Below are 25,847 nucleotides of genomic sequence, written 5' to 3'. Positions count from 1 at the left end.
CGGATTATGGTCAATCAGCCTCTTCATTAGCAATGTCCATGGCTCAGCAAGGTGCAACCCCAGATGAAATCAATACAGCGCTCAGTCAGCATGTGAAAGGGGATTTACCCGAGGGAGCGAATATTACGAAAGCCATTGTTGAGGGTTACACAGATGGCTTAATGATAGGAGTCGCAATCTACTTAGGTCCTGCGGCCTCGATAGCGAAAGTTGTGGGCGGTAGCGTAATTGCAGCCGTCGCGAATGGAAGTTATCAGTGGTTTGATATGAGCCTGTCGGGGAATGAAGGAAAAGTTTACGATCCGCTGAGTACGGGAGCCGCCGCTATTATGGGCGGTCTGGCACCGGGGCGTGGAGTCTGGCAGAACGTGGGCATAGCGGCAGGTGGAGCAGTGTTTACTGATGGGCCAAATCCAGGATCGATAGGGGCCTCTGCCGCCGGTGCCTGGGTTGGCGGCATGTTCGGGGAGTATGCGCCGGGGATTGTTAATTCAATAACAAGAAAGGAACTGCCTGGATTCATCTACGATATTGGAGGGGCTTTTGCTTCCGAAGCTGCCACTGATGCAGGCACAAGTATTATCAAAAAGCAGGAGAGTGGAAAATGATGAAGTCCACTCTTAAATACATAGTTCTTTTTGCTTATTTTACTGTTGGTTTTTTCTTATTGGGTCTAATCATAAAAGTTGTTTCAAGTTTTATTCATCTGGGTGGATTTTATTTACCTTATGAAGAAATTATGAGGAATCTTTTCAAAAGCATTATTGCTGGATCAGCAATAACATTAGCTGCAATTACCTTTAATTTGATTGATAAATTTAAAGGTCGTAGAAAAAAGTCATCCAAACCTGGTTAAGTTATAAGTCCCGGTCGCCTTGACCGGGACTGTTGTTGAGAATAATGCACTGGGTGATGGGTTCCAGCTAACGAAAGGCATGATGAATTATGGCTAGGCGGTGACTTCGTGGAACCAGTATGCGGTGAATAACAATCTGACGCCGGAGCAGATTCAAGACGGGATAAATCGTATTGCTATTGGTGAAGGGCCTTCCTGGGGAACTGAGTACAAAGTTAAACTTTATTTAAAAGGTGAGGTCGCCGGAGGTGCGGGGGCCGGTTATTACTTTGTTGCGAGTCTAGATCCATACCAGTTTTCAGCTAATCGTGGAGAAACATTAGCAGTCGGTGAGCGTATCTCCGGGTAGATAGGGATTCAGTTTGGACCATATTTTCCTGGAACTATTGATTCCGAAAGCAATAGTTCCATAGGATTAGGGCTTGGTATCACTTCTAGCGAAATATCTTATGGAAAAGATGGTGTTGGTTTTAGTTTTGGAGTAGATCCATCATTGGGATGGAGCGGTATATCAACCAATATCTCTGGTGAAAAAGTAGATATTAATGGTGCTTCTGGAACTGAATTCTATCATTATGATTTTAACCAGGAGAAAAGTTGCATTGTCGTTGCTTTTTTTTTTCTTTTTTGAAGGGTTGAAATATTTAGCTGAAGGCGTCTTTTATTTTGATAACCTATGGCATGGGCTAAAGGGCGCTACTTTTGGAGCGATTCCTGCAAGTCTCGTTTACTGGTTTGCCTACCACTTTTTACCTTTATTTAAGAGGTGATATCTATTTATAAATTAACGTCAAGATCTCAGCCTTTAGTGGTTGGGATTTTTTAGTTGACAATAACTGGCTGAGTGTGGATGAAGCCGAGCGTAAGAAAGTACTGGAACAGAAACGCGACATACTGAAAGAGCCTCTGACACCCGCAGAAGAGAAAGAGCTGGCCGGAATAAAACAGACGGATAAAGACCGCGCCCATGCCAACCAGACGCTCACCCCGATATTCGATAAGTAAAAAGAACAGCAACGGAAGCAGGCGCCACCGTGGATAGGTGAGGGAGAGATAATGCTAATCAAACGGTGGGTATTGCCAGAATCTAAAGAGTGATTGTTTGGCTTATCCCGAGCGCTAACCTGTATTCTTACTCATCTCCCACAGCCAGCCATATAAAATAGCGACTCACTACTTTAGGCAGAGTCTTATCCTAATTTTCTCCATAATTCCGATAGCTGATACTAAATTGATTTGGCACACTCAGCGCAGTTATTCCGCGAGCAAAGCGTTAACCCTGTATCCATTAACCAGAATAAATTGCAGGAGATGTTATGAATAAATCATTAGTTGCCGGTGTTGGCATCGGCGCATTAGCCGCTCTGGGAGTTGCGGCGGTCGCAGGCAGTCATTTTACGCAACACCCCCCACAATTTGCTGAAGTCATCGCGGTACAGCCGCAGACCGAAACGATTAAAACGCCCCACGAGGTGTGCCGTAACGTCAATGTGTTCCATCGTCGAGCGGTACAAGACGAAAACCGTCTTACCGGTTCGGTATTAGGGGCCGTAGCGGGGGGCGTGTTAGGTCACCAGTTCGGAGGCGGACATGGACGGGATATTGCTACCGTAGCCGGCGCGCTGGCGGGAGGCTATGCGGGCAACCAAGCCCAGCAAAGCTTACAAAATAGTGATACTTATCAGACCTCTCATCGTCGTTGCTCAACGCAATATACTCAGGAGCAGCGCACGAAGGGGTATAACGTGACCTATAAGGTCGGGGATAAACAAGGGACGATTATGATGGACCACAAACCTGGCTCGGTGATCCCGCTGGATGCACAAGGGAATTTAAAATTGAGCGAACCGACCGTGCAGAAGAGCTGAGGGTAAGCAGCCACCCTTAGGTGGCTGCGAGAAGGTCTACTTAGCACCTACGCGGTGTTTGTCCATCTGTGCCAACAATTCTACCAACCAATTAATCCGTAATTGACGTTCGCTTAAGTCACGCGTAAACCGCAGTTTTACCGGCCCGTCAAGCTTCCACTGTTTCGGATCTTGTTGCAGTAGCCCAATCAACCAGCCGGGATCCACATTATTTTGTTCCGCGAATTCGATATAGCCTCCTTTCTCTCCGGCTTCAATTTTAGCGATCCCTAGCGATTCAGCGTGAAGACGGATCTCCGTCTGCATCAATAGATTACGCGTCGGATCGGGCAGCAGGCCGAAGCGGTCGATCATCTCGACTTTAATATCGTTCAGTTCAGCGGATTCGCTGGCACTGGCAATACGTTTATAGAGCGAGAGGCGGGTATTAATATCAGAGATAAAGTCATCTGGGATCAGCGCCGGCATTCGTAGCTCCACATCGGTATGGCGCTGCGACAGATCTTCTAGAGAGGGCTCCTTACCTGCTTTCAATGACTCCACGGCATTTTCCAACAGCTCCATATAGAGCGTGAAACCGAGCGTTTCCATCTGGCCACTCTGGTCATCACCCAGTAATTCACCGGCACCACGGATCTCTAAGTCATGGGTCGCCAGGGCGAATCCAGCCCCTAAATCCTCTAACGAGGCGATAGCTTCTAGACGTTTACGGGCATCCGTCGTCATCGCCTTCGGATGAGGCGTTAACAACCAGGCATAGGCTTGATGGTGCGAGCGTCCCACACGACCCCGTAATTGGTGGAGCTGTGCCAAACCGAAGTGGTCGGCGCGCTCAATAATAATGGTATTTGCGGTGGGAATATCGATACCTGTTTCGATAATGGTGGTACAGACCAACACATTGAAACGTTGATGATGGAAATCGTTCATCACCTTTTCGAGCTCTCGCTCCCGCATCTGACCGTGACCGATACGAATCCGCGCTTCTGGCACTAACTCGGCGAGTTTTTCTGCCGCCTTATTGATGTTTTCGACATCGTTATAAAGGTAATAGACTTGGCCGCCACGCAGCACTTCACGCAGGATAGCTTCACGCACCACCAAGGCATCGTACTCACGGACAAAGGTTTTGACCGCAAGGCGGCGGGCGGGTGGCGTAGCAATAATGGAAAGATCACGCATACCGCTCATTGCCATGTTCAAGGTGCGAGGAATAGGGGTGGCGGTCAAGGTGAGGATATCGACATCCGCACGCATCGCTTTAATACGCTCTTTATGGCGAACACCAAAACGATGCTCTTCATCGACAATGAGTAGCCCTAGGTCAGACCACTGCAAATCGCTCATCAGTAATTTATGCGTGCCGATCAGAATATCCACCTTACCCTCGGCCGCCTCCTTTAGGATCTGGCTTTGCTCTTTCGCACTGCGAAAACGGGATAACATCTCGACGCGTACTGGCCAGTCGGCGAAGCGGTCACGGAAATTGTCGTAATGCTGTTGCGCCAGTAAGGTGGTCGGCACCAGCACCGCAACTTGCTTGTTATTTTCGACGGCGAGAAACGCGGCACGCATCGCCACTTCGGTCTTACCAAAACCGACATCCCCGCACACTAGGCGGTCCATGGCCAGCGGTTGACACATATCGCTGATCACCGCACTGATGGCTTGTTTCTGATCGGGGGTCGTATCATAGGGGAACGAGGCGCAGAACTGTTGATAGTTTTCACGGTATTGGGTAAAGGCAAAGCCGGTTTTCGCCGCGCGTTGCGCATAAATATCCAGCAGCTCTGCCGCGACATCACGCACTTTCTCTGCGGCTTTCTGACGCGCTCGGTTCCACGCATCGCTGCCGAGTTTATGCAGCGGCGCATTCTCATCGGCCCCCCCCGCATAACGACTGATCAGATGCAGCGAAGAGATAGGAATATACAGTTTTGCATCATTGGCATAATTCAGCACCAAGTATTCCGCGGTAACGCCGCCGGTCTCCAAGGTGGTCATGCCGACATAACGCCCAACACCGTGATCGAGGTGGACAACCGGTTGGCCCGGATGGAGTTCTGCTAAGTTGCGAATTAACACATCTGGATTGATCGCACGACGCGTATCTTGACGACGGCGCACCACACGCTCACCCAGCAGATCATTTTCACAGATAAAAATCAGTCGTTGCGGCTGAGCAATAAAGCCCTTTTCAGCTGCACCGACCATCAGGTAGGCACCCGCTTGTTGTGCCTCAGCGAACTGCGTAATGGTGGTTGGTCGAAGCTTAATGCGCGCCAGCATCTCCTGTAGTCGCTCGCGACGACCTTGGCTCTCGACAGAGAAGATAACGCGATCCTCGCTGTGCGCCTCCAGCAGTTTACGCAGGGGATCTAGCGGATTCTGTTGATTATCCGGTTGATGAAGCGCCGGTAAAACCTCGTAACCCAAGTTGGTATTCGCGGCTTTTTTGGGGAGCGCTTGTGACAATAATTGAATACGCGGCCAGTGTTTCAATTCGGCATGCAAGGCATCAGGCGCTAGCCAGAGTGCAGTCGGCTCGACCAAAGGACGCATCGGATCAACGCGACGGTTTTCGTAACGGTGGGCCGTATCTTGCCAAAAACGCTCACTGCATCCTGCCAAATCACCGGTATTCACCAATAGCGTTTGTTTCGGAAAATAACTCAATAGGGGAGGCAGGGCTTCATCAAAAAACAGGGGTTGCCAGTACTCTATCCCCGCGGGTAATGTCCCGCGAGAGACTTGCTGGTAAAGATGCTCTGATTCACGCAGCACATCAAATTGCTCACGCCACTGTGTGCGAAAGCGCTCAATTGACGCTTTATCCGTCGGGAATTCATGCGCCGGCAGAAGGCTAATCGCATCGACTTCGTTAAGCGTGCGCTGAGTATCCGCATCAAACGAACGCAGGCTATCGATCTCATCATCCAGAAAATCAAGGCGATAGGGGGCCTCGCTGCCCATAGGGAAGAGGTCAAGTAGCGCACCACGGGTGGCATACTCACCGTGGACCATCACCTGATCAACATGACGATAGCCCGCTTGTTCAAGTTGACGAATTAACGTTTCACGAGAGAGTTTGTCCCCGCGCTGCATGACTAAAGCATGGCTGTGCAAAAAACTATGGGGACAGACGCGCTGCATCAGGGTATTAACCGGTAGGATTAACAGCCCTTTCTCCATCAATGGCAGTTGATAGAGCATCGACAAACGACTCGAAATAATATCTTGGTGCGGGGAGAAGCTATCGTAAGGCAGCGTCTCCCAATCAGGTAATGTATTAACGCTAAGCGACGTGAATTGGCCGATTTCACTGGTCAACTGCAGTGCATTCTGCATATCACTGGCGATCAATACTACCAAGCCATCATGCTGTTCCGCGATACGAGCCGCCTCAATGGCAAAGGCAGAGCCGACTAATTCGCCTAATTGTCGCACATCGCCTGCCTTTCTGGGCAGTGAATACTGCTGGATATCCGTCATAAACTTCGATTATCTCATTTTAAAGATACATTAACGTTTCTGTCAGTAATGCAGAAAGGTCGTGATCCGCGTTTTTCTCTCTCTTTAAAGTAGCACTCTGCACTGCGAAGCGGTATTCGCTTTCGTAGGTTAAGGGATGCGTTTGGCTTATTTTTATACAACTAAGCGCTTTTCCGAGAGTTTACCTTGATGATTACTCCGGTAAAGGTTTCATAAAGGCGGCAGCTCCATTATCATCCTCATAACCTTTTTTACCGTCCGGGATGGACTACATGTATCAACCTGTCGCTTTATTTATTGGTCTGCGTTACATGCGTGGCCGTGCTACTGACCGATTCGGGCGGTTTATCTCTTGGCTCTCAGCGATTGGGATTACCTTAGGGGTGTTAGCGTTAGTCACGGTACTCTCGGTGATGAATGGCTTCGAACGCGAGTTAGAAGGTAATATTCTAGGCTTAATGCCTCAAGCCGTGGTTTCGCAACCTGCTGGCCATATCGATCCGCAACAATTTCCGGCGTCGTCTATTAAGCTCGCGGGCGTCAATCGTGTGGCACCTTTGACTACCGCCGATGTGGTCTTACAAAGCGCGCGCAATGTTTCCGTGGGAGTTATGCTCGGCCTTGCACCAGAAGAGCAGGACCCGTTATTGCCTTATATCGAACAAGGCCCCCGCCATATTCCCGCCGCGGGAAGCTATCAGGTGATCTTAGGTGCGCAACTGGCTAATCAGCTTGGCGTACAACCCGGCGATAAGCTACGGCTAATGGTACCGTCGGTCAGTCAATTTACGCCGATGGGACGGATGCCGAGCCAACGCCTATTCACCGTCGCGGGGATCTACGCAGCCAACAGCGAAGTCGACAGTTATCAAATTCTGGTCAATCAACAGGATGCTTCCCGCATCATGCTCTATCCGGCAGGGCAGATCACGGGGTGGCGACTCTGGCTTGATCATCCGTTAGCGGTGGATGAAATCGATCACCATGCGCTACCTGAAAAAACGGTTTGGAAAGATTGGCGTGAGCGTAAGGGCGATCTGTTCCAGGCCGTCCGAATGGAAAAAAATATGATGGGTCTGCTACTCAGTCTGATCGTGGCGGTGGCCGCCTTTAATATCATCACCTCCCTGGGCCTATTAATCATGGAGAAGCAAGGTGAAGTGGCGATACTGCAAACTCAAGGCTTAACCCGTCGTCAGATTATGACGGTGTTTATGGTGCAGGGTGCCAGTGCCGGGATTATTGGTTCGTTGTGTGGCGCGTTATTGGGCTGCCTATTGGCCAGTCAATTAAATCATTTATTACCGGTTATCGGCTTATTATTAGATGGTGCGGCACTTCCGGTTGATATCCATGTCGGTCAAGTGGTGATGATTACCCTATGTGCGATGATCTTGGCCTTATTGGCAACCCTTTATCCATCGTGGCGTGCTGCCACCGTACAACCCGCTGAGGCCTTACGTTATGAATAATTCTCCTTTATTACAGTGTTCAGCGTTATGCAAAACCTATCGTGAGGGCGCAGTCAGTACCGAAGTGCTGAAACAGGTCAGTTTCAGTATTGCTGAACGGGAGCTCGTCTCGATCATTGGTAGTTCTGGCTCGGGGAAGAGTACCTTACTGCATTTACTGGGTGGCTTAGACCAGCCGACGTCGGGGGAAGTGTTGTTTAAGGGACAATCCCTGAATAGCATGAGTGCGTCGGCCAAGGCCGATTTACGAAACCAACAACTTGGCTTTATCTATCAATTTCACCACTTACTACCCGATTTCACTGCGTTGGAAAATGTGGCGATGCCGCTATTAATTGGCGGGTGTTCTGCCCAAGAGGCGGCCCACCGTGCGGATGAAATGCTGAATGCGGTAGGCCTGAGTCCACGGGGTAAACATCGCCCTTCCGAGCTATCTGGAGGGGAACGTCAACGTGTAGCGATCGCCCGAGCCTTGGTGAATAAGCCCAGTTTAGTGATGGCCGATGAACCGACCGGTAATCTTGATGCGCGTAATGCCGATGCCATTTTTGCGCTGCTAGGTGAATTAAATCAGAGCCAAGGGACGGCATTCCTCGTCGTGACCCATGACTTAGCGCTCGCCAAGCGGTTAGACCGTCAGATGGAAATGCGTGACGGGGTATTACATGCACAGCCGGTCTTACAAGGGGTAAGTTAATGCAAGGCTCTCTCTCTTTTTTATTGGCACTGCGCTTTAGTCGAGGACGTCGTCGGGGAGGGATGGTGTCCTTGATTTCAGTACTCTCAACCGCCGGCATCGCACTGGGTGTTGCGGTACTGATTATCGGCCTAAGTGCAATGAATGGTTTCGAGCGTGAGTTAAACAAGCGGATCTTGGATGTGGTGCCCCATGGCGAGATCATTCCGGTGCATCAACCTTTTCAGCAGTGGCAGTCCTTACTTAACCCCATTGAGCAGGTGAAAGGCGTTGCGGCAGCAGCACCGTTCATCACCTTTACCGGATTGATCGAAAGCGCTCAGAAATTACAAGCTATTCAAGTCAAAGGGGTCGACCCGGAGCAAGAGACACGCTTAAGTAGCCTGCCACAATTTGTCCAAAATGATGCTTGGTCCTCATTTCATGCAGGACAGCAGCAGATCATCATTGGCGGTGGGATTGCGAAAACGCTAGGCCTAAAGACCGGTGATTGGCTCACGGTACTGATCCCCAATAATGATCAGCAGAATAAGCTGTTGCAGCCTAAACGTATTCGACTACAGGTTAGCGGCATCTTGCAGTTAAGTGGTATGCTCGATCATAGTCTAGCTTTAGTCCCGTTAGCCGATGCGCAAAACTATCTGGATATGGGGCACTCGGTGACGGGGATTGCATTGAAGATGCGTGATCCCTTCCAAGCACCCGCAATCGTCCGCGCCGCCGGCGAAGCGACTCATGGCTACGTCTATATCCGTAACTGGACTTCAGATTTTGGTTATATGTATCGTGATATCCAGATGATCCGCGCCATCATGTATCTAGCCATGATCTTGGTGATTGGGGTGGCCTGCTTCAATATTGTATCCACCCTGGTGATGGCAGTAAAAGATAAGAGCAGTGATATTGCCGTACTGCGTACCTTGGGCGCGAAAGATCGTCTGATCCGTGCCATCTTTATTTGGTATGGCTTATTGGCAGGGATCACCGGAAGCCTGATTGGTGTAGTGCTTGGTGTGCTGGGTGCGCTGAATCTGACACGACTGATTAAAGGGATTGAATCGTTGACCGGGCATCATTTCCTTTCCGGTGATATCTACTTTATCGACTTTCTACCCTCAGTGCTGCACTGGAGTGACGTCGTTATCGTACTCTTCTGTGCGTTAGTGCTAAGTTTGCTGGCCAGCTGGTATCCGGCCCGTCGAGCAAGCCGCATTGATCCTGCGCGGGTATTAAGCGGGCAATAATTATCGGGTGCTCGTTTCATCACGAGCACAATGTTTAACGTGTTCTGCAGGAGTTCTCATGCGTACCAGCAATCGTCGTCGCATTCGCGTCGCCCGTTTCAAAAAGAACAAGCGAAAAATGCGCCAACGCTTTCGACAATCTTATTTCGAAGATGCACGCATAGCGAAACTCATCTCCAAACCCTTGCCAAAAGTCGTGGTACTGACCGGGGCCGGTATCTCAGCCGAATCGGGGATCCCGACCTTTCGTGCCGCAGATGGCTTGTGGGAAAACCATGCTATTGAAGATGTTGCGACCCCAGAGGGTTACCACCGTGATCCGCAACAGGTGCACAACTTCTACAATGAACGCCGCCGTCAGTTACAGTCCGCCAAAATAATGCCTAACAATGCGCACCGTGCGTTAGCAAAACTGGGCACCCTTTTAGGGGATAACTTACTGGTTGTGACGCAAAATATTGATAACCTGCACGAACGCGCGAGCAGTGCGAATATTATCCATATGCATGGTGAACTGCTGAAAGCACGTTGTACGCAAAGCCAGCAAGTCATTACTTGGCTGGATGATTTGCAACCGAGCGATCGCTGTACCTGTTGCCAATTTCCGGCACCGCTTCGGCCGCATATCGTGTGGTTCGGTGAGATGCCGCTGCAGATGGAAGGGATTTATCAGGCGATTGCGGAATGTGATATTTTTATCGCAGTGGGGACGTCTGGACAAGTCTACCCGGCCGCCGGTTTTGTACACGAAGCGAAAATCCAAGGTGCAGAGACCATCGAGTTTAATCTTGAGCCTACTGCGTCCAAGGAAGAATTTATCGAAGGCCATTATGGCCCGGCATCGCAAACACTGCCAGCTTGGGTGGAAATGTTTCTCAGCCAGTGTTGATTAGTAAGAGGGCAGTCAGCCTTGACTGCCCGGTCACGCTTACTCGTCGCCTTCCTCTTCTTCTCCGGCGAAATGCCAGTAGCCAGCATTAATTAACCCTGTCAGCTGGGTTAATACGCTGTTCTCTTCAATAAATGGCGATAACTGTTCCGCGTCAATCTCTGTTGTTGTGGCTAACAAATTTAAGAAGCCGGGAACGGTACTACTAAAACGTTCGCCATTAATGAAGGTGTGAGACGCTAGCTGTAAAACCTTTAAGCCACCAATACGATGCAACGGTGTCCCTTCCTCTAACGCGTCGCGCACTTCATCTTCTTGATAAGCGGGTTGGGGCGGTGCGATGTCTAGCTCATGGCGTGACTGCGACAGAAACTCGCCCAACCAAGGGGTGAAATCTTCTGAATCTACGAGTCCGCTGATCATTGCGCGTAAGCTGTCTGCTTCCTCGGTTAAGATCGATGCAGGATTATCGCGTAGACCCAGCGTAGGATCTTGATAACGACGACTGCCTAGCTCTTGCGCGAGGACATAATCGGCAAAGCCACTGAGCAGTTCTTTGCCCGAAGGTGCTCGAAAGCCTACTGAATAGTTGAGCGAATTCTCTAACGAGTAGCCCTCATGTGGAAACCCAGGGGGGATATACACTAAATCACCCGGTTCGAGGACTTCATCGATAATGGCTTCAAAGGGAGCCACTTGCAATAAATCTGGGTGAGGGGAGTGCTGAGCCACGACATCATTGTTACCCACCCGCCAGCGACGCCGTCCTGCACCTTGAATAATGAAGACGTCATATTGGTCTAAGTGAGGCCCAACACCCCCGTCAGGGACGGAGAAAGAGATCATCAAGTCATCCATCCGCCAATCGGATAGCGCGCGAAAAGGCTGCATCAGCTCAGCCGCCGCCGGGTGCCAGTGATTGACCGCCTGCACTAGCAGTGACCAGTGACTCTCGCTGAGATGGTCGAAATCCGAGAAGGGTCCATGCGCAACCTGCCAGCCTGCGGCAGTTTGACTGACCAATCGGCTATCCACTTCGTTTTCCATCGCCAACCCTGCGAGTTCGTCGGGACTAATAGGATCCTGAAAATCGCGAAATGCTTGACGGATAACGACTGGCTTTTTCTGCCAAGCGGTCGCGAGAAATGTAGGCCAGTCAATGGCGAGTTCGAAAGACATAATACCCTCAAAGAGTGAGAAAACTGGCGAGAGTATATCAGTGTGGCTACGAGAATGAGACAGGAAATCAAATCATCTGATCGGCAAAGACAATTTCCATTCGTGCGCCACCCCAATGGCTGCGTGAAACCCGTATTTCGCCAGCGTAGTTCTCGACAATTTCGCGCGCGAGCGATAAACCAATGCCTTGCCCTGGACGAAGCGTATCCACACGATGTCCGCGCTGGAAGATCATCTCACGTCGGGTGGCAGGGATCCCAGGGCCATCGTCATCAATCATTAAGGTCAGCGTGGTATCATCCTGTCTCGCACTGATATGAATGAACTCTAGACAATATTTACAGGCATTGTCCAAGACATTACCCATTACCTCGATCAAGTCGTCGCGATTCCCGGAGAAGGTAAGCTCGGGGGATAGGTCTACGGTGATATCAACCCCTTTATTTTGATAAACCTTATTGAGTGCAGAGCACAGACTATCTATCAACGGGGCGACGGCGTGTATTTCTCGGTGCAAAAGATTATTTTCGGCCTGCAAACTAGCGCGGTGCAAATAATAGCCAACCTGCTGAGAGATACGGCTTATCTGCTCAAGCATTAGCGGCTCTGCTTCTTCAACCTGCATCGGCTTAGCCCCGCGCAGAGAGCGTAAGGTACTCTGCATGACCGCCAGCGGCGTCTTCAAGCTATGAGTCAGATCGGAGAGCGTGGTGTGGTAGCGACTGCTCCGCTTACGTTCACTTTTTAGCAGTAGATTGAGGTTACTGACCAAACCTTTCAGCTCTTTCGGTGGGGAATCCCCTAATGAATCCCGTTGCCCGGATTCCAGTGCTTTTAGTTCTGCTGACAGTTGGCCGATAGGTTTCAGGCTCCAGCGGGCGGCGAGCCACAGCAGGGGGATGACTAATAAGAAATTAGCGGCTAACACATAATTAAACCATGACCAGACAACTTCACTGTGTTGCAGTTCTTGTGGGATCGAGTCAACCACGACGATGGTTAGGGCCGGCAGGGTTGCGGTGGCATCGTATCGGCTTACCGCCACCGAGTGAGTAAAGGTATCATCGCTGTCTAGCTCGGCAATCTTCTTCTGAGCCTTACTGTTATTACCGATCGCCGCCACACTGACCTTATTACTGGCATCGATTTCGTGAAAGTTATTCGTTTTAAGCCAGCTTTCGGAGATACTGCGGCGGATCTCAGGCACATCGCGTAACTGCCAGAGTAATCGGCCATGTTCGTCGTAGATATAGACAAGCGTAGGAAAATTAAGCTTTAGGTTATCCGGACGATCGATCACCAATTTATTATCTCGCCACTGGGCGAGGGTGAAGAACAAATTACTTTCCCCACGCATCACTTGATAGGTATTTTTATCGAAGCTAATGACATAGCCCACCACGGCAACGATTCCGTAACAGAGCGAAATAATGAGCACTAGTGCTGAGGCGGCGAGCAAAAAACGGCCTCGTAAGGAGAGAGGCAATAGCGTAAATTTGTTACGTCGTGGGGATGGCGTCTGACTATGGGGCATCGAAACGGTATCCTAAGCCTCGCAGAGTTGTGATGACGTCATGTGGATAATACTGCTGAATTTTTTTCCGTAAGCGGCCCATCAGCACATCGATGGTATGGCCTTCACGCAGATCTGCATCGGGATAGAGTTGTAACATCAACGATTCTTTACTGATGACTTTACCCGCATTGATAATCAAGGTCTCAACGATGGTGTATTCAAAGGTGGTCAGTTTTACCGGATGCTGATCGATGGCCAGCTCTTTTCGAGACAGATCGATATGAAAGGGGGGATAGTGGATCACTTGTGAAGCATGGCCAGCGGTCCGACGCAGTAAGGCCTGTAGCCGAGCGGCAACCTCTTCGATATGAAAAGGTTTGGTTACGTAATCATCCGCACCCGCTTGTAGTGCCGCCACTTTAGATTGCCACCCTTCCCGGGCGGTAAGCACTAAAATCGGTTGCTTAATCTCCTGCGCACGCCAGCGCTGAATAAGGCTCATCCCATCTTCATCCGGTAAGCCGAGATCGACCAAGGCCACATCGGGGACGTATTCATTTAAGAAATAGTCAGCTTCATTGGCATCTTCTGCCGCATCGACCTGATGGCCCATTTCACGAAGCTGAACGGCTAAATGGTGCCGTAACAACGGGTTATCTTCGACCACTAAAACGCGCATCTGCACATCCTCTCTGTATTCACTAACACATAGAGTACCACTCAAGGTCTAAACGGGGACTTAACATAATAAAAAGAGTTGAGTGAAGTCCCCAGCCGGTTATTTTAGGTCATCCGTCAGTTGGATGGCACGGCCTAAATAATTGGCCGGTGTCATGGCTTTAAGACGCACCTTCTCATCCTCAGGGAGATCGAGGTTATCGATAAATTGCTGCATGCCCTGTGCGTCGATTCGCTTACCACGCGTCAGTTCTTTCAGCTTCTCGTAAGGTTTCTCGATGCCATAGCGACGCATTACCGTTTGAATAGGTTCAGCCAAGACTTCCCAGTTCTGATCGAGTTCAGCTAACAGCTTATCTTGGTTAACTTCCAACTTGGAGATCCCTTTCAACGTTGACTGATAAGCGATCAACGCATAGCCGAGGCCCACGCCTAAGTTGCGTAATACGGTGGAGTCAGTCAGATCGCGCTGCCAGCGTGACACCGGCAATTTGGTGGCTAGGTGCTGGAGAACGGCATTAGCCAGCCCTAGGTTACCTTCGGAGTTTTCGAAATCGATAGGGTTCACTTTGTGAGGCATGGTGGATGAACCAATCTCACCCGCAATGGTTTTTTGGCGGAAATGATTTAGGGCGATGTAACCCCAAATATCGCGGTCGAAGTCGATAATGATGGTATTGAAACGGGCAACGCAATCAAACAGCTCAGCGATATAATCGTGTGGCTCGATTTGCGTGGTATAGGGGTTCCAACGGATCCCTAACCCCGTGACAAATTCTTCACTGACCTGATGCCAGTCCACTTCAGGATAGGCCGCGAGGTGCGCGTTATAGTTTCCGACCGCACCATTGATTTTTCCGAGAATCTCACACTTCTCAAGTTGAGCGATTTGGCGGGCTAAACGATAGGCAACGTTAGCCATCTCTTTACCTAGCGTCGAAGGCGTAGCGGGTTGACCATGGGTACGAGAAAGCAGAGGGATGTCACGATACTCTGCGGCCAGCGCTTCCACGGCGCTAAGCACTTTACGCCACTCAGGAAGCAGCACTTGTTGGCGTGCCGTTTCAAGCATTAAAGCGTGAGAGAGGTTATTGATATCTTCTGATGTACAGGCGAAGTGAATAAATTCAGTCACAGCATGTAATTCTGGAATGGCCGCGACTTTTTCTTTTAGGAAGTATTCAACGGCTTTAACGTCATGGTTAGTCGTGCGCTCAATCGTTTTGATGGTTTGCGCATCCTCGACTGAGAATTCTGCGACAATTTTATCTAAGTAAGCGTTTGCGTCTGCGCTAAATGAAGGAACTTCAGCGATTTGTGTCACTGATGAAAGCTTTTGTAGCCAACGAACTTCGACTTCTACGCGGAATTTGAGTAATCCAAATTCGCTGAAGATCGCGCGCAATGGACTGACTTTGTCACCGTAGCGACCGTCGATAGGGGAGACCGCGGTGAGTGAGGATAATTCCATCAGTAAACTCCTGAGTAAAAAATAAAAATTGCCGCCGCTACGCATCTGCGTGCGGCAAGCCAGATAAAATTAATTTTGCCATCTCGACAAGCTTACTACGAGAGAACAGCAACTGTAGCCGTCCGCCCCCCAGTTGTTGCCATAGCATCGCCGACCGCACGCCGGTCAGCAGTGCTGCTCGCACCCGACTTTGTACCAGGGAGTTTTGAAGGATGGCTTGCTCACCAGTGATTTGGATACGAGGCCCCAGGGGGCTAACAATATCAGTATAAATACTGGCTGTGGCGGAGGCGAGGGTCGACGAATCAATCCCAAAATGTTGTAACTGACGGTCAAGTTGGCGTAACCGTTGTTCGAGATCGTTGAGTGCTTGACGATTTTTGGTCACTTTGCGCTCTAGGCCTATCATCCCGAGGCTGTAGCGCGTTATCTCAGCCAGCGCCCCTTTCTGTGAGGGGGTGTTGAGCACGGCTATCATCGTTTCTAATCCGAAACGTAACGCGGCTTCGTTACCGCCATAGTAGCTCAGCGCACCACCCGGCGCCTCAAGGGGCTGGGTGAGGCTACGCAGCGAGCAGTGATAGGCCTCTTCGGGGCAACGGCCATGGCGGGCTAACTGCTGCGCGAGGTGCGCAGCTTGACAGATGCCTGCAAAAGCAAGGGTCATCTCATAAATATTTTTTTTTGCCACTACGCGTTTTCCGAATCCAGAAGAGGGAGACGCTGTTCGATCACACCACCGCCCAAGCAGCATTCACCGAGATAAAAGACGGCCGATTGCCCCGGCGTTACCGCCGCGACAGGTTCGTCAAATCGCACTTCAATACGCTCGGCATCAAGCGGGGTAATAAGGCAAGGAATATCCGTTTGACGATAGCGGGTTTTCACCGTGCAACGCAGCGGCTCAGTTAAGGTGATACGGTCGACCCAATGCAGTTGTTGGGCGATGAGGCCCACGGACATAAGGCGAGGGTGCTCTCCTCCCTGTGCCACGATCAGCTGATTATTGGCGACATCTTTATCGACCACATACCACGGGTCATCATTGCTCTCTTTGAGTCCACCTATACCCAATCCTTTACGCTGACCTAGGGTATGATACATCAAGCCTTGGTGAGTCCCGACCTCTTGGCCGTCCACACTAAAAATAGGGCCTGGTTGGGCAGGGAGATAGCGAGCAAGGAAATCTTTAAACTTACGCTCACCAATAAAACAAATACCGGTCGAATCTTTTTTCCGGGCGGTGACTAAGTCAAGTTCTTCTGCGATACGGCGAACTTCTGGTTTCTCCAGTTCGCCGACGGGAAATAGACTCTGCGCCACTTGTTGATGGCTCAGGGTATAAAGAAAATAGCTCTGATCTTTATTGATATCTAGGCCACGCAGTAATTGGCTTTTGCCCTCGACATCTTTACGACGCACGTAATGACCAGTGGCGATATAGTCAGCACCGAGGTCTTCGGCCGCGAATTCTAAGAAGGCTTTAAATTTGATCTCTTTGTTGCAAAGGATATCGGGGTTAGGCGTGCGCCCAGATTTGTACTCTTCCAAGAAAAGCTCAAATACATTATCCCAATACTCTGCAGCAAAGTTAATTTTATGCAGTTTGATACCTAACTTATCGCAGACAGCTTGCGCGTCGGCGAGATCCTCAGCAGCAGTACAATACTCTTCACCATCATCTTCTTCCCAGTTCTTCATGAACAGGCCTTCAACTTGGTAGCCTTGTTGCATCAGTAACCACGCTGAAACGGAAGAATCCACACCCCCGGACATACCGACGATGACTTTTTTTGCACTCTGGTCAAACATAAATACTCACTGAAGTTGGCAATCAATACGAACGCCCCAGTGTATCATGCACCGAGGCGGATCGCACCTGTATTACCGCGCTCAATTACGCGCTATGTGCGATGTTGGCGCTTGTTAACTTCCAATTGAGCGGATAAAACTACCGATTGACTCTTCTTTTTCAGCCGCTGATTTAACTGGTTGCCAAATAATGTGAGAAATATTCCGAGAGCTAATGGAGACATCAAGCAGAGTGAACCGAAGGACAGCGAGCGACCGTACAGGATATTCTCTAAACTCAACGCGATAATGGGAAAGATCAAGAAGACGATTGAAGCTTGAAACGCCGTTGCACGCTTCTGCAGCATAAAGTAACACAGGATGCCAAAGACACCGGCAAAGGCACCGAGATAGACGACGGCAAGCACAGAGTGTGAGGAAAACTGCGCTATCACCGGATGTTCGGTGAACCAGCCGACCACCGTCAACAACAAGCCTGCCATTAAGCAAGGCAAGGCATTGAACGTGAGCACTGAGACTTCACAGCAGCGCTTTTTACATAAGGCATACATAATGGCATGGATAACCACCGCCGCGACCAGCATCACTATCCCCAGCAGCTGTCCTGACGCTGCCCCTTGTGATTCGCGCAGTAGCACGGAAATTAACGAGACCAGTGCAATAGTCAGCCCCAATATTTGGACCGAGTTAGTTTTTTCACGAAGTAAGATGATTGAGGCACAGAGCACGGCGACTGGCATCATCGCGAAAATCACCGAGGCCAATCCGGAGCTCACCCAGAGTTCGCCATAAATCATCAGGGTAAAGGGGATGGCGAAGTAAAAGAGGCTAATGATGGCTTGGAAACCCCGCTGTCCTTTAGGAAACAGTAGGGGAGAGCGGCTGTATTTTAAGGCTATCAATAACAGGGGGGCCGCACAGAGAAAGCGTAAGCCTGTGGCAAAGAGAGGGGAAATGGTGGTTCCCGCGATTTTCATCGCTAGCCAAGTGGTTCCCCACGTCAGTGAGACAATGATAAAGAGTAACGTTTTGATGGCAGAATTCATCTCGATAACCTCGGCAAGTAGAGGTCTACACTATATCGAGATTTCGAGAGAATGAATTTTCTCGTTATCCATCATAAAGCGACAACGAGAAAAAATATTTCTACAATATCGTTATTTTAGAGAAAATAATTCTTATTATCGCGCGTTATTTCAAGATTATTGCTCAAACCAGTGTAACGCCGTTAAGGGGAAGCGAGTGTCCGATTGCCAGAGCTTAATGCTTTCCGCCACCAGCGGAGAACGCAACTGAGACGATTGCAGGATTGCAGAGGGCGTTAGCCAATGGCAACAATCAATATCGTCATCCTGCGGGGCAGTATCGAGACATTTTTCAACCTCGCAACTAAATAAGAAACGGATAAAAGGCGTTCCGTCATTGGCTGTCCATTGATGGACGCCAAGTAAGTGCTCGGGAGATAATCTTAGCCCGGTCTCTTCCCACAACTCACGTTCCATCGCGGCGATCAAACTCTCCTTAGCTTCGAGATGGCCAGCCGGCTGATTCCAGGTCACTGTTCCCTCAACGCGTTCCTCAACAATCAACAGTTTGCCTTGCGCATGGACAACACAGGCGACGGTAATATGCGGGGTAAACATAGTGGCTCCTTAAGCGAGTTTATTATCGATTTTGCGCCATTCGCCTACCGTTAGCCCGTCAAGTTGGTAGGGGCCGATGGCATAGCGGATGAGACGCAATGTTGGAAAGCCAATATGTGCGGTCATACGGCGGACTTGTCGATTACGTCCTTCAGATAACGTAATTTTAAGCCACTGAGTAGGGATGGCTTTGCGCTCACGAATGGGCGGGTTTCGTGGCCATAGCCACTGCGGCGGATCACAGCGTTCCACACCGGCGGGAAGGGTTGGCCCATCTTTTAAGTTGACTCCCGTTCTCAGCGGGACGAGCTGTTCATCACTTGGAAGACCTTCCACCTGCACATAATAGATCTTTTGTGTGCGTTTACTTGGTTGAGTTAATTCAGCCTGGAGTTTGCCGTCATTCGTTAAAAGAAGTAGGCCTTCGCTATCGCGATCTAATCGGCCAGCGGCATACACGTCTGGCACCGAGATGTAATCTTTCAGTGTGGCACGGCCCGCCTCATCGGAGAATTGCGGCAATACATCAAACGGTTTATTGAACAAGATAATAGTGGTAGGGCCCTTACGCTGACGCGAGGGAGTCGGTTTTCTACGGCGTGGTGGGCGAGTGAGTGGCTTCATTATGACGTTATCCGGCGCTTTATTTCGGCCAGTATAGCCTAGACTCCAGATAATTTAACCCTTGTCTCGGCAGGCTTTCAGTTGATGTCTTGCAGAGATTGCAGTAGTTTTTCAGGGTCCTTAGCATCTGAAAGGGCCAGGTTAACGCTTATCGTTAATCTTTTGTTGTGCAATTGTGTAAAGTCAAAAGTGTGAAGTAAGTCGCAACGCTGCCTAACAACTAGAGTAATTATTTGAGGCATGCCAATAAGTTAACTTTTCTTAAAAAGAATTTTACGATACGTCGCAATGATTTTTTTCTAGGAAAGTCGCGATGATTTCGCGTAACATACCCCGACACATTACAAGTCATTAACAAAAACGCTCGAAGGAGAGGTTGATGGAAAGCAAAGTAGTTGTTCCTGCATCAGGCCAAAAAATCACGCTAAATCAAGGTAAATTAACTGTTCCCAACAACCCAGTCATTCCTTATATCGAAGGGGATGGGATTGGCGTTGATGTCTCTCCGGTGATGTTAAAAGTGGTCGATGCGGCAGTGAATAAAGCCTATAACGGTGAGCGTAAGATTTCGTGGATGGAGATCTTCACTGGCGAAAAATCGACAGAAGTTTACGGTAAAGACGTGTGGTTACCGCAAGAAACCCTCGACCTGATCAAAGAATACCGTGTCGCCATTAAAGGCCCATTAACCACGCCAGTTGGCGGCGGAATTCGCTCGTTGAACGTTGCGCTGCGTCAAGAGCTTGACCTTTATGTTTGCTTACGCCCAGTGCGTTATTACACCGGCACACCTAGCCCGGTTAAACGTCCTGAAGAGACCGATATGGTTATTTTCCGTGAGAACTCAGAAGATATCTATGCAGGCATCGAATGGAAAGCCGGCAGCGCAGAAGCTGACAAAGTGATCAACTTTTTACGCAGCGAAATGGGCGTGAAAAAAATCCGCTTCCCAGAACATTGCGGTATCGGCGTTAAACCGTGTTCTGAAGAAGGCACTAAACGTCTTGTGCGTGCAGCCTTCCAATATGTTATCGACAATGACCGCGATTCACTGACGCTGGTTCATAAAGGTAACATCATGAAATTCACCGAAGGTGCCTTCAAAGATTGGGGATACCAACTGGTGAAAGAAGAGTTTGGTGCCGAGCTGTTAGACGGCGGCCCATGGATGAAGGCTAAAAACCCGAAAACCGGCAAAGAGATCATCATCAAAGACGTGATCGCAGATGCCTTCCTACAGCAAATTCTCTTACGCCCGGCAGAATATGACGTAATTGCCTGTATGAACCTGAATGGTGATTACATCTCCGATGCACTGGCTGCGCAAGTAGGCGGTATCGGTATTGCACCGGGTGCGAACATCGGTGATGAATGTGCACTGTTTGAAGCGACTCACGGTACTGCACCGAAGTATGCTGGGCAAGACAAAGTGAACCCGGGTTCAGTGATCCTTTCTGCCGAGATGATGCTCCGTCACATGGGCTGGTTTGAAGCCGCTGACTTAATCGTTAAAGGAATGGAAGGTGCGATCGCCAATAAGACCGTGACTTACGATTTCGAACGTCTGATGGAAGGCGCTAAGTTACTGAAATGCTCAGAGTTTGGTGATGCGATCATCTCTAACATGTAATTAATCACTCTGCGTGATTAATAAGGACGGGTGCTGAAAAGTGCCCGTTTTTTTACTGTAAAATTCTTTCCCCAAAACTCTCCCCAAAATTCTTCCCCAAAACTACCCCGATAAAAGGGTACCCACACGACTGTGTGTCCACGTCGAGAATGGTCCAAAAAGTTTAAGAGGGAACCATCATGAGCGTTAAGTTAAGTTCTTATGTATGGGACGGCTGTGCCGCTGCAGGGATGAAGTTAACTAGCGTGGCCATCATGGCACGCCTCGCTGACTATAGTAACGATGACGGAATTTACTGGCCAGTATCGAGACGATAGCTAGACAACTTGGGGCCGGGGTTTCAACCATTCGTACTACGGTCGGTAAGTTTGAGAAAGAAGGGGGGTTAACTCGCGAGCAAAGGCGTTCGGGTAATCGTAATGCTAGGAATATCTATCGATTAAATGTCATCAAACTTAGACAAGCTGCTCTATCTCATACGCCAGATTTTGACGCATCAGAATCTGACCGGTCAAAATCCGACGCGTAGGAATCGAGCAAAACGGCCCATTTTCACCCACCAGAATCTGGGGGGCTCCGTCAGTGACTTCAAAACAAGAACCATCAGTAAAATCAAAAACCCTTTGTCAGGTTGCTGGGCAACCCGACCCCGAAGTGATTCTTACCGAACAGGCTCGTGATGTGTTAACCCACTTGAACCAAACCACGGGATCACGTTTCACGACGAATAAAACCTCACTGGAGCATATCCGTGCCCGACTTCGTGAAGACTTCACCGTTGCGGAATTAAACCTCGTTATCGACTAGAAGACCGAGGAATGGCGTGGAACGGAGCAAGAGCAATACATCCGACCAAAGACCCTTTTCATCCCGAAAAACTTTGCAGGCTACCTGCAGAGAGCAGGTAATTGGGACAAAGCAGGTAGACCGCAACGTATCGACGGCCGCTGGGCTAAGCCGGGGGAGCGAGTCATCACCGAGATCGACACGCCTGACCAATCCACACCAGCTGGTTTCAGGGGGCGTGATGGACAGAAAAGCCGAGATACTGAAAGTTTTAAGCCCTGACCAGCCGGTAACTGCGATTGAAATTAGCGAAAAGACAGGGATCGGACGCAGAGAAGTCAGCAAGTGTATTAGCGATTTGGTCGAGAGTGGCGAAGTAAAAGTTTACACCGGGCGCTGGGCATTCTGGTTAGGTGAAAATTTAGCAATGAGTAACCCAGAGTTTTACAAGCACGCGAAAACCGCTGAGAAGTACGAAAACTCTGGTCGGTACCGTATCGCGCAAACCGCGTGGCAAGCAGCGTTCGATAGCACCAGTGAGGTTCATCTTCGCACCAAAGCGGTTAAGCACATTGAGAACTGCGAGAGTATGGTAAAGCTGGAGGGTAATGATTCCAATTTATTGATAGTGTTATATCGTGAGTTAGTACCCGATGACCTTATCGTGCAACTCTACCGACTTTGAGAATGACAGTGATTTCCGTCCCAGCCTTGCCAGATGTTGCCTAATATTCAGATTATGTCGTTCGATTCTTTGTGTATAGCGCTTACTAATAACGTGAAACTCACCCTTCAAGCGTGATTCATACATCGGCCATCTATCCGTCATCCACACGACTACTTCAAAGGGTGACAGAAGATTCAGAAGACGCTCCAAGGTTATTATCGTCCGTTCGCTAAAGGCATGAGCCACAAACACCTACGTATCTTGTCATAGACATAGAATAGCCAGCGCTGACGAGATGTAGACCCAACGTAGCCCCACTGCGCATCCATTTCAGCACAAACAATCACATCACTGCCCGGGTATATTCTAGACGTTACTGAGCGGGGCCTGAGTTTTTATATGCCGTAAAATGGTGTTTAAACCAACCCCGATAATGCGAGCGCTAGCGCGACATCCAACCCCATTCATCGCCATATTAAGGATTTTCTGGTGTGTCCTAGGTTGGGAAGCGGATGTAGGTGTAATTGAGTTGCCATGTCTTACGACACGATTTAGAGATAACGCTGATGGTCAGCGGTACTTTTGCCGTTACAGACAACACTTTCAGTTACGGAACAGGAGGGACAGCGCACGGAGATGGAAGCCACAGAAGTACCTCAAAAACACCATCATACACTAAATCAATAAGTTGGAGTCATTACCTTGATATTGAAAAGTATTGGGTGACATGGATATAAGTAGGGGAGACTACTTATACCATAGATAGAGAATTGTCACATAAATTCTAAATGGTTATAATAATTTATTCGTTCTGAGTAACGTTTAATTAAACAACTATTATATACACTTTCATAAAACTTAGTGTCTTTTTCATATACATTAGCTTCCATTAAGCACTCAGATTCAACAAATTTATCCCAAATTATCTTTGTTTGCATCAACCCTTTTTTTAGTTCACTATAGTTCATAACATACTTTTTATTCTTCTTTACATTTATTAGTAGTTTTTTGAATGTGTTATTATATTCATCTTCGAGTGAATATTTTTTATCAGATATACAAATATAAGTTTCATCAGTGACCTTTTTTTCGAAACAATCCTCAGAATACGCATTTTCTTTGTTCCCAGCTATAGCAGAGAATCCAATAAAGGCTAACAAATATAAAAATCTAATCATTCCCTATCCTTCAAATATTTAACTCTATTACGTCCATTTTTGTACTGCATTATTTCTTGGCTTGATTCCATTAGATCTATAACGTCATTAATATTATTTTTCTCGAATGTTAAAACATATACTCTTTTTAATACCCCTTGGTATTTCATGTCTACAAATATATCCCTCAACTTGATATTAAGTTCATCCCATAGTGGGGAATTACTTCTTCTATATTTTTCATAAAATTTTTTAGCATCTATATCATATTTTGGATAAGTTAAGTTAAATAGCCTATTTTGCTGATCTTCGGTTATTTCACCAATCTCATTTCTATTTTTTAAAACAAAAGATGCAGCATTGCAGTTATGTAATTTAGAACCTAGTGATATTTTATTGGCTTGTTCTAAGGGTACTCCTGCAGTACGAAGATCTCGAATTATCGCATCCCTTGTGCGATGCCTCATATCATACCCTCTACCAATAGTTACACCTGATCTTTCATTTAAAGATGAGCATGTTTTGACGCTTTCTGGCCAATGTATGACACGAGAATAGTATGGGCTATTTTTAATATTATTTCTCTCAGCCCTGAATGTCACAATATCTTTTTTTGGTTCCAACATAATCAACACTCACTCACATGAATAAATAATAGATACAGCTATTATCACCATCTTTTGGACTAAAACAAGCCTATATATTCTTATTCCTTATTTCCATCATCGACCTTCTTTATTTAAAAGTAAGAAATCATTGGTAAATCAGTTACCTGTTAACGCTCTAGGATACTTTATTCAATTAATGTCGCAGGCTAACTATCATTTTCATGTAGTAGCGATCTAATGGAACTCAATTTATTGAGAGGTACTCTTCTCCAAGATAAACGAAATATTTTAAGATTGTTATTATAAAACTGGTTGTATGATCAGTTATTTAGTACGATAAACGAGTTGGTGGATTACGATTTACTGGCAAAGGTTGGTCCCGTTCATTTGCAGATGATGGGGCGGGACCGATATAAAAACTGTGTGGAGAAAGTTATGTCCCTACCTACAAACAGGGCTATTACGCCCGAAAACCGGTAATGACTCCAATTAGTAGAACATATATTTTTCAATGAAGGCCCCGATAACTTTTTCATGTAGCTCTATTGTGCGTGAGAAGCAGATTGTTTTTCGGGCTAAACGCTTGATGCGGGTTCTTAGCGTCAGATTGTTACACTCAATACGCTGAGTGAATATTTTGCCTGTCAGATTCTTCTCCTTTGGTTCTTCTCTGGCATAACTTCCCCAGTCATCGCTTGTTATCATGCCGATATTAAACGGAGTGAGCAGGGCCAGTAGTTCACGACAGGTATCATCCGTCCGTGGCCCGAATGTATAAGCCAGAATGCCGCCTGTTTTGGTATTGTATGCGTACCAAAGCCAGTGCTGCCGGGCTTTACTGCCATTGCTCATCAAGTTCGCAAATAAGCGCCACATCTGCATGAGCGACCGGAGAGGAAGTTATTCGTTTCGGGGCGAGTTTTTTAAGGTGCGGATGACGGTGTTAATGCCGATTTTGAGCGTCCTTGCGGTATCCCGGACACCGGCACCGTTGAATGCCATTTCGGTAATTTGTTCTTTGACGCCGGGCTTGCGGGCTTCATAAGTATAGGTGAGCAGAAACACGCGGTGGCACTCACGACAGCGAAACCGGTCACGGCCTTTAGGGTTCTGCCCATGACGGTAAATCTGAGCAGACTGACAACGGGGACAATGAACAGTAACGCTGGCCATGAGAAAACCTCAAAGCGATGATTATACATCAATTCAACTAATTGGATGCATCACCCTAGCTTAATAACGCATCAAAAAATTATTTTAGTCTCAGCAGATACGGATATGACCCCTTCTTTGAAAGCGATAAAAGAAGATTTCCCAGAGATACAGGTGGGGATTATTCTACCTCACCGCGAAGGAATAGATCGTGGTGTCTCTGGGTCTCTTCAAAATTACGCAAGCTGGGTTCGTAAATATATTAAAATTGACGAGCTACAAACGCATCAATTCCCTAATCGTGTACCAACACGCAAAAAACCTGCAGATAAGCCATATTACCGGTGACGGCCCGCTCGGGCCGGATCTATGGTTCACAAAGCTTGATTTTGCTCATCTTTTGAAC

The 25,847-nt window shown here is 48.3% G+C and carries 22 protein-coding genes and 5 pseudogenes; 13 read left to right on the top strand and 14 right to left on the bottom strand.

The window, feature by feature from the left end:
* From BMX14_RS16560 to BMX14_RS06020, 5 genes and pseudogenes are all read left to right on the top strand, one after another.
* Positions 1 to 608, top strand: a pseudogene (locus tag BMX14_RS16560) (hypothetical protein); the annotation flags it as partial.
* The gene (locus BMX14_RS06035) at positions 605 to 856 is read left to right on the top strand and encodes a hypothetical protein (RefSeq protein WP_092674222.1); all 252 of its coding nucleotides are present in this window, start codon (positions 605 to 607) and stop codon (positions 854 to 856) included. The pseudogene BMX14_RS16560 and the gene BMX14_RS06035, both read left to right, overlap by 4 nt.
* 100 nt (positions 857 to 956) lie before the next feature.
* Positions 957 to 1,487: pseudogene (locus BMX14_RS16830) on the top strand (polymorphic toxin type 25 domain-containing protein).
* A gap of 215 nt (positions 1,488 to 1,702) precedes the next feature.
* The gene (locus BMX14_RS16555) at positions 1,703 to 1,861 is read left to right on the top strand and encodes a hypothetical protein (RefSeq protein WP_177173095.1); all 159 of its coding nucleotides are present in this window, start codon (positions 1,703 to 1,705) and stop codon (positions 1,859 to 1,861) included.
* A 311-nt stretch (positions 1,862 to 2,172) separates the two neighbouring features.
* Positions 2,173 to 2,724 carry a glycine zipper 2TM domain-containing protein gene (locus BMX14_RS06020; protein ID WP_092674212.1) on the top strand — a complete coding sequence of 184 codons (552 nt, stop codon included), beginning with the start codon at positions 2,173 to 2,175 and terminating at the stop codon, positions 2,722 to 2,724.
* Positions 2,725 to 2,760: 36 nt separating this feature from the next.
* On the opposite strand, the gene mfd is transcribed toward BMX14_RS06020, so the two are convergent.
* Entirely contained in the window at positions 2,761 to 6,216 is a 3,456-nt protein-coding gene (gene mfd, locus BMX14_RS06015; protein WP_092674209.1) for a transcription-repair coupling factor, read from the bottom strand.
* Between the two features lie 272 nt (positions 6,217 to 6,488).
* On the opposite strand from mfd, the gene lolC reads away from it, so the two are divergent.
* The 4 genes from lolC to cobB are packed head-to-tail and all read left to right on the top strand — an operon-like array spanning position 6,489 to position 10,518.
* Positions 6,489 to 7,688, top strand: a complete 1,200-nt coding sequence (lolC, locus tag BMX14_RS06010) for a lipoprotein-releasing ABC transporter permease subunit LolC (RefSeq protein WP_092674206.1) — start codon at positions 6,489 to 6,491, stop codon at positions 7,686 to 7,688.
* Positions 7,681 to 8,385 (top strand): lipoprotein-releasing ABC transporter ATP-binding protein LolD, encoded by a 705-nt coding sequence (gene lolD, locus BMX14_RS06005; protein WP_092674203.1) that lies wholly within the window; start codon positions 7,681 to 7,683, stop codon positions 8,383 to 8,385. The genes lolC and lolD overlap by 8 nt, the downstream gene beginning before the upstream one ends.
* Complete coding sequence (gene lolE / locus BMX14_RS06000; RefSeq protein WP_092674199.1) at positions 8,385 to 9,629, top strand: lipoprotein-releasing ABC transporter permease subunit LolE; 1,245 nt, start codon at positions 8,385 to 8,387, stop codon at positions 9,627 to 9,629. Before lolD ends, lolE begins: the two co-directional genes overlap by 1 nt.
* Positions 9,630 to 9,687: 58 nt before the next feature.
* Entirely contained in the window at positions 9,688 to 10,518 is an 831-nt protein-coding gene (gene cobB / locus BMX14_RS05995) for a Sir2 family NAD+-dependent deacetylase (protein WP_092674196.1), read from the top strand.
* A 39-nt stretch (positions 10,519 to 10,557) separates the two neighbouring features.
* Here the strand turns inward: cobB and BMX14_RS05990 are convergent, their stop codons facing one another.
* The 9 genes from BMX14_RS05990 to rluE form a co-directional block, all read right to left on the bottom strand.
* A complete protein-coding gene (locus tag BMX14_RS05990) occupies positions 10,558 to 11,697 on the bottom strand; it encodes a ribosomal protein uL16 3-hydroxylase (RefSeq protein ID WP_092674193.1) in 1,140 nt (379 codons plus the stop codon).
* Positions 11,698 to 11,764: 67 nt separating this feature from the next.
* Positions 11,765 to 13,231 (bottom strand): two-component system sensor histidine kinase PhoQ, encoded by a 1,467-nt coding sequence (gene phoQ / locus BMX14_RS05985; protein ID WP_092674190.1) that lies wholly within the window; start codon positions 13,229 to 13,231, stop codon positions 11,765 to 11,767.
* On the bottom strand, positions 13,221 to 13,892 hold the full coding sequence (gene phoP, locus BMX14_RS05980) for a two-component system response regulator PhoP (RefSeq protein WP_092674187.1): 672 nt from the start codon (positions 13,890 to 13,892) through the stop codon (positions 13,221 to 13,223). The genes phoQ and phoP overlap by 11 nt, the downstream gene beginning before the upstream one ends.
* A 99-nt stretch (positions 13,893 to 13,991) precedes the next feature.
* Positions 13,992 to 15,362, bottom strand: coding sequence for an adenylosuccinate lyase (gene purB, locus BMX14_RS05975; RefSeq protein WP_092674184.1), 1,371 nt, complete (start codon positions 15,360 to 15,362; stop codon positions 13,992 to 13,994).
* A 37-nt stretch (positions 15,363 to 15,399) separates the two neighbouring features.
* Positions 15,400 to 16,053: a high frequency lysogenization protein HflD gene (gene hflD / locus BMX14_RS05970; protein WP_268993388.1), complete on the bottom strand. Its 654-nt coding sequence runs from the start codon at positions 16,051 to 16,053 to the stop codon at positions 15,400 to 15,402.
* Positions 16,053 to 17,174, bottom strand: coding sequence for a tRNA 2-thiouridine(34) synthase MnmA (mnmA, locus tag BMX14_RS05965; protein WP_092674178.1), 1,122 nt, complete (start codon positions 17,172 to 17,174; stop codon positions 16,053 to 16,055). The genes hflD and mnmA overlap by 1 nt, the downstream gene beginning before the upstream one ends.
* A 92-nt stretch (positions 17,175 to 17,266) precedes the next feature.
* Positions 17,267 to 18,220: a DMT family transporter gene (locus BMX14_RS05960; protein ID WP_092674174.1), complete on the bottom strand. Its 954-nt coding sequence runs from the start codon at positions 18,218 to 18,220 to the stop codon at positions 17,267 to 17,269.
* 156 nt (positions 18,221 to 18,376) lie between these two features.
* Positions 18,377 to 18,817, bottom strand: a complete 441-nt coding sequence (locus BMX14_RS05955) for an NUDIX domain-containing protein (protein ID WP_092674171.1) — start codon at positions 18,815 to 18,817, stop codon at positions 18,377 to 18,379.
* Positions 18,818 to 18,826: 9 nt separating this feature from the next.
* Positions 18,827 to 19,441, bottom strand: coding sequence for a 23S rRNA pseudouridine(2457) synthase RluE (gene rluE, locus BMX14_RS05950; RefSeq protein ID WP_092674168.1), 615 nt, complete (start codon positions 19,439 to 19,441; stop codon positions 18,827 to 18,829).
* 379 nt (positions 19,442 to 19,820) lie between these two features.
* On the opposite strand from rluE, the gene icd reads away from it, so the two are divergent.
* The 3 genes and pseudogenes from icd (at position 19,821) to BMX14_RS05935 (ending at position 22,542) form a co-directional block, all read left to right on the top strand.
* Positions 19,821 to 21,071, top strand: coding sequence for an NADP-dependent isocitrate dehydrogenase (gene icd / locus BMX14_RS05945; RefSeq protein ID WP_092674165.1), 1,251 nt, complete (start codon positions 19,821 to 19,823; stop codon positions 21,069 to 21,071).
* A gap of 179 nt (positions 21,072 to 21,250) precedes the next feature.
* Positions 21,251 to 22,139: pseudogene (locus BMX14_RS05940) on the top strand (conserved phage C-terminal domain-containing protein).
* Entirely contained in the window at positions 22,099 to 22,542 is a 444-nt protein-coding gene (locus BMX14_RS05935; protein WP_092674162.1) for a hypothetical protein, read from the top strand. The pseudogene BMX14_RS05940 and the gene BMX14_RS05935 overlap by 41 nt, the downstream one beginning before the upstream one ends.
* Here the strand turns inward: BMX14_RS05935 and BMX14_RS05930 are convergent.
* From BMX14_RS05930 to BMX14_RS05915, 4 genes and pseudogenes are all read right to left on the bottom strand, one after another.
* A pseudogene (locus BMX14_RS05930) lies at positions 22,501 to 23,171 on the bottom strand (IS1 family transposase). The gene BMX14_RS05935 and the pseudogene BMX14_RS05930 overlap by 42 nt on opposite strands.
* Positions 23,172 to 23,297: 126 nt before the next feature.
* Complete coding sequence (locus BMX14_RS05925; RefSeq protein WP_092674159.1) at positions 23,298 to 23,702, bottom strand: lysozyme inhibitor LprI family protein; 405 nt, start codon at positions 23,700 to 23,702, stop codon at positions 23,298 to 23,300.
* Entirely contained in the window at positions 23,699 to 24,307 is a 609-nt protein-coding gene (locus BMX14_RS05920) for a lysozyme family protein (protein WP_143056391.1), read from the bottom strand. Before BMX14_RS05920 ends, BMX14_RS05925 begins: the two co-directional genes overlap by 4 nt.
* A gap of 471 nt (positions 24,308 to 24,778) precedes the next feature.
* Positions 24,779 to 25,462: pseudogene (locus BMX14_RS05915) on the bottom strand (IS1 family transposase).
* A gap of 105 nt (positions 25,463 to 25,567) precedes the next feature.
* Between BMX14_RS05915 and BMX14_RS16825 the strand changes: the two are divergent.
* Complete coding sequence (locus tag BMX14_RS16825) at positions 25,568 to 25,789, top strand: hypothetical protein (protein WP_230527326.1); 222 nt, start codon at positions 25,568 to 25,570, stop codon at positions 25,787 to 25,789.
* The last annotated feature ends 58 nt before the right edge of the window (positions 25,790 to 25,847 follow it).

Origin of the sequence: Rosenbergiella nectarea, from assembly GCF_900111105.1 — a bacterium.
GTDB classification, from domain to species: Bacteria; Pseudomonadota; Gammaproteobacteria; order Enterobacterales; family Enterobacteriaceae; genus Rosenbergiella; species Rosenbergiella nectarea.
Note: the sequence above shows the minus strand (reverse complement) of the source record. Positions and strands in the feature narration are given on the sequence as shown.

Excerpts from the sequence above, each read along its gene's own strand:
- BMX14_RS06035 (WP_092674222.1), top strand. The coding sequence starts at position 605 with ATGATGAAGTCCACTCTTAAATACATAGTTCTTTTTGCTTATTTTACT.
- BMX14_RS06020 (WP_092674212.1), top strand. The coding sequence starts at position 2,173 with ATGAATAAATCATTAGTTGCCGGTGTTGGCATCGGCGCATTAGCCGCT.
- mfd (WP_092674209.1), bottom strand. The coding sequence starts at position 6,216 with ATGACGGATATCCAGCAGTATTCACTGCCCAGAAAGGCAGGCGATGTG.
- lolC (WP_092674206.1), top strand. The coding sequence starts at position 6,489 with ATGTATCAACCTGTCGCTTTATTTATTGGTCTGCGTTACATGCGTGGC.
- lolD (WP_092674203.1), top strand. The coding sequence starts at position 7,681 with ATGAATAATTCTCCTTTATTACAGTGTTCAGCGTTATGCAAAACCTAT.
- lolE (WP_092674199.1), top strand. The coding sequence starts at position 8,385 with ATGCAAGGCTCTCTCTCTTTTTTATTGGCACTGCGCTTTAGTCGAGGA.
- cobB (WP_092674196.1), top strand. The coding sequence starts at position 9,688 with ATGCGTACCAGCAATCGTCGTCGCATTCGCGTCGCCCGTTTCAAAAAG.
- BMX14_RS05990 (WP_092674193.1), bottom strand. The coding sequence starts at position 11,697 with ATGTCTTTCGAACTCGCCATTGACTGGCCTACATTTCTCGCGACCGCT.
- phoQ (WP_092674190.1), bottom strand. The coding sequence starts at position 13,231 with ATGCCCCATAGTCAGACGCCATCCCCACGACGTAACAAATTTACGCTA.
- phoP (WP_092674187.1), bottom strand. The coding sequence starts at position 13,892 with ATGCGCGTTTTAGTGGTCGAAGATAACCCGTTGTTACGGCACCATTTA.
- purB (WP_092674184.1), bottom strand. The coding sequence starts at position 15,362 with ATGGAATTATCCTCACTCACCGCGGTCTCCCCTATCGACGGTCGCTAC.
- mnmA (WP_092674178.1), bottom strand. The coding sequence starts at position 17,174 with ATGTTTGACCAGAGTGCAAAAAAAGTCATCGTCGGTATGTCCGGGGGT.
- BMX14_RS05960 (WP_092674174.1), bottom strand. The coding sequence starts at position 18,220 with ATGAATTCTGCCATCAAAACGTTACTCTTTATCATTGTCTCACTGACG.
- BMX14_RS05955 (WP_092674171.1), bottom strand. The coding sequence starts at position 18,817 with ATGTTTACCCCGCATATTACCGTCGCCTGTGTTGTCCATGCGCAAGGC.
- rluE (WP_092674168.1), bottom strand. The coding sequence starts at position 19,441 with ATGAAGCCACTCACTCGCCCACCACGCCGTAGAAAACCGACTCCCTCG.
- icd (WP_092674165.1), top strand. The coding sequence starts at position 19,821 with ATGGAAAGCAAAGTAGTTGTTCCTGCATCAGGCCAAAAAATCACGCTA.
- BMX14_RS05935 (WP_092674162.1), top strand. The coding sequence starts at position 22,099 with ATGGACAGAAAAGCCGAGATACTGAAAGTTTTAAGCCCTGACCAGCCG.
- BMX14_RS05925 (WP_092674159.1), bottom strand. The coding sequence starts at position 23,702 with ATGATTAGATTTTTATATTTGTTAGCCTTTATTGGATTCTCTGCTATA.
- BMX14_RS05920 (WP_143056391.1), bottom strand. The coding sequence starts at position 24,307 with ATGTTGGAACCAAAAAAAGATATTGTGACATTCAGGGCTGAGAGAAAT.
- BMX14_RS16825 (WP_230527326.1), top strand. The coding sequence starts at position 25,568 with ATGACCCCTTCTTTGAAAGCGATAAAAGAAGATTTCCCAGAGATACAG.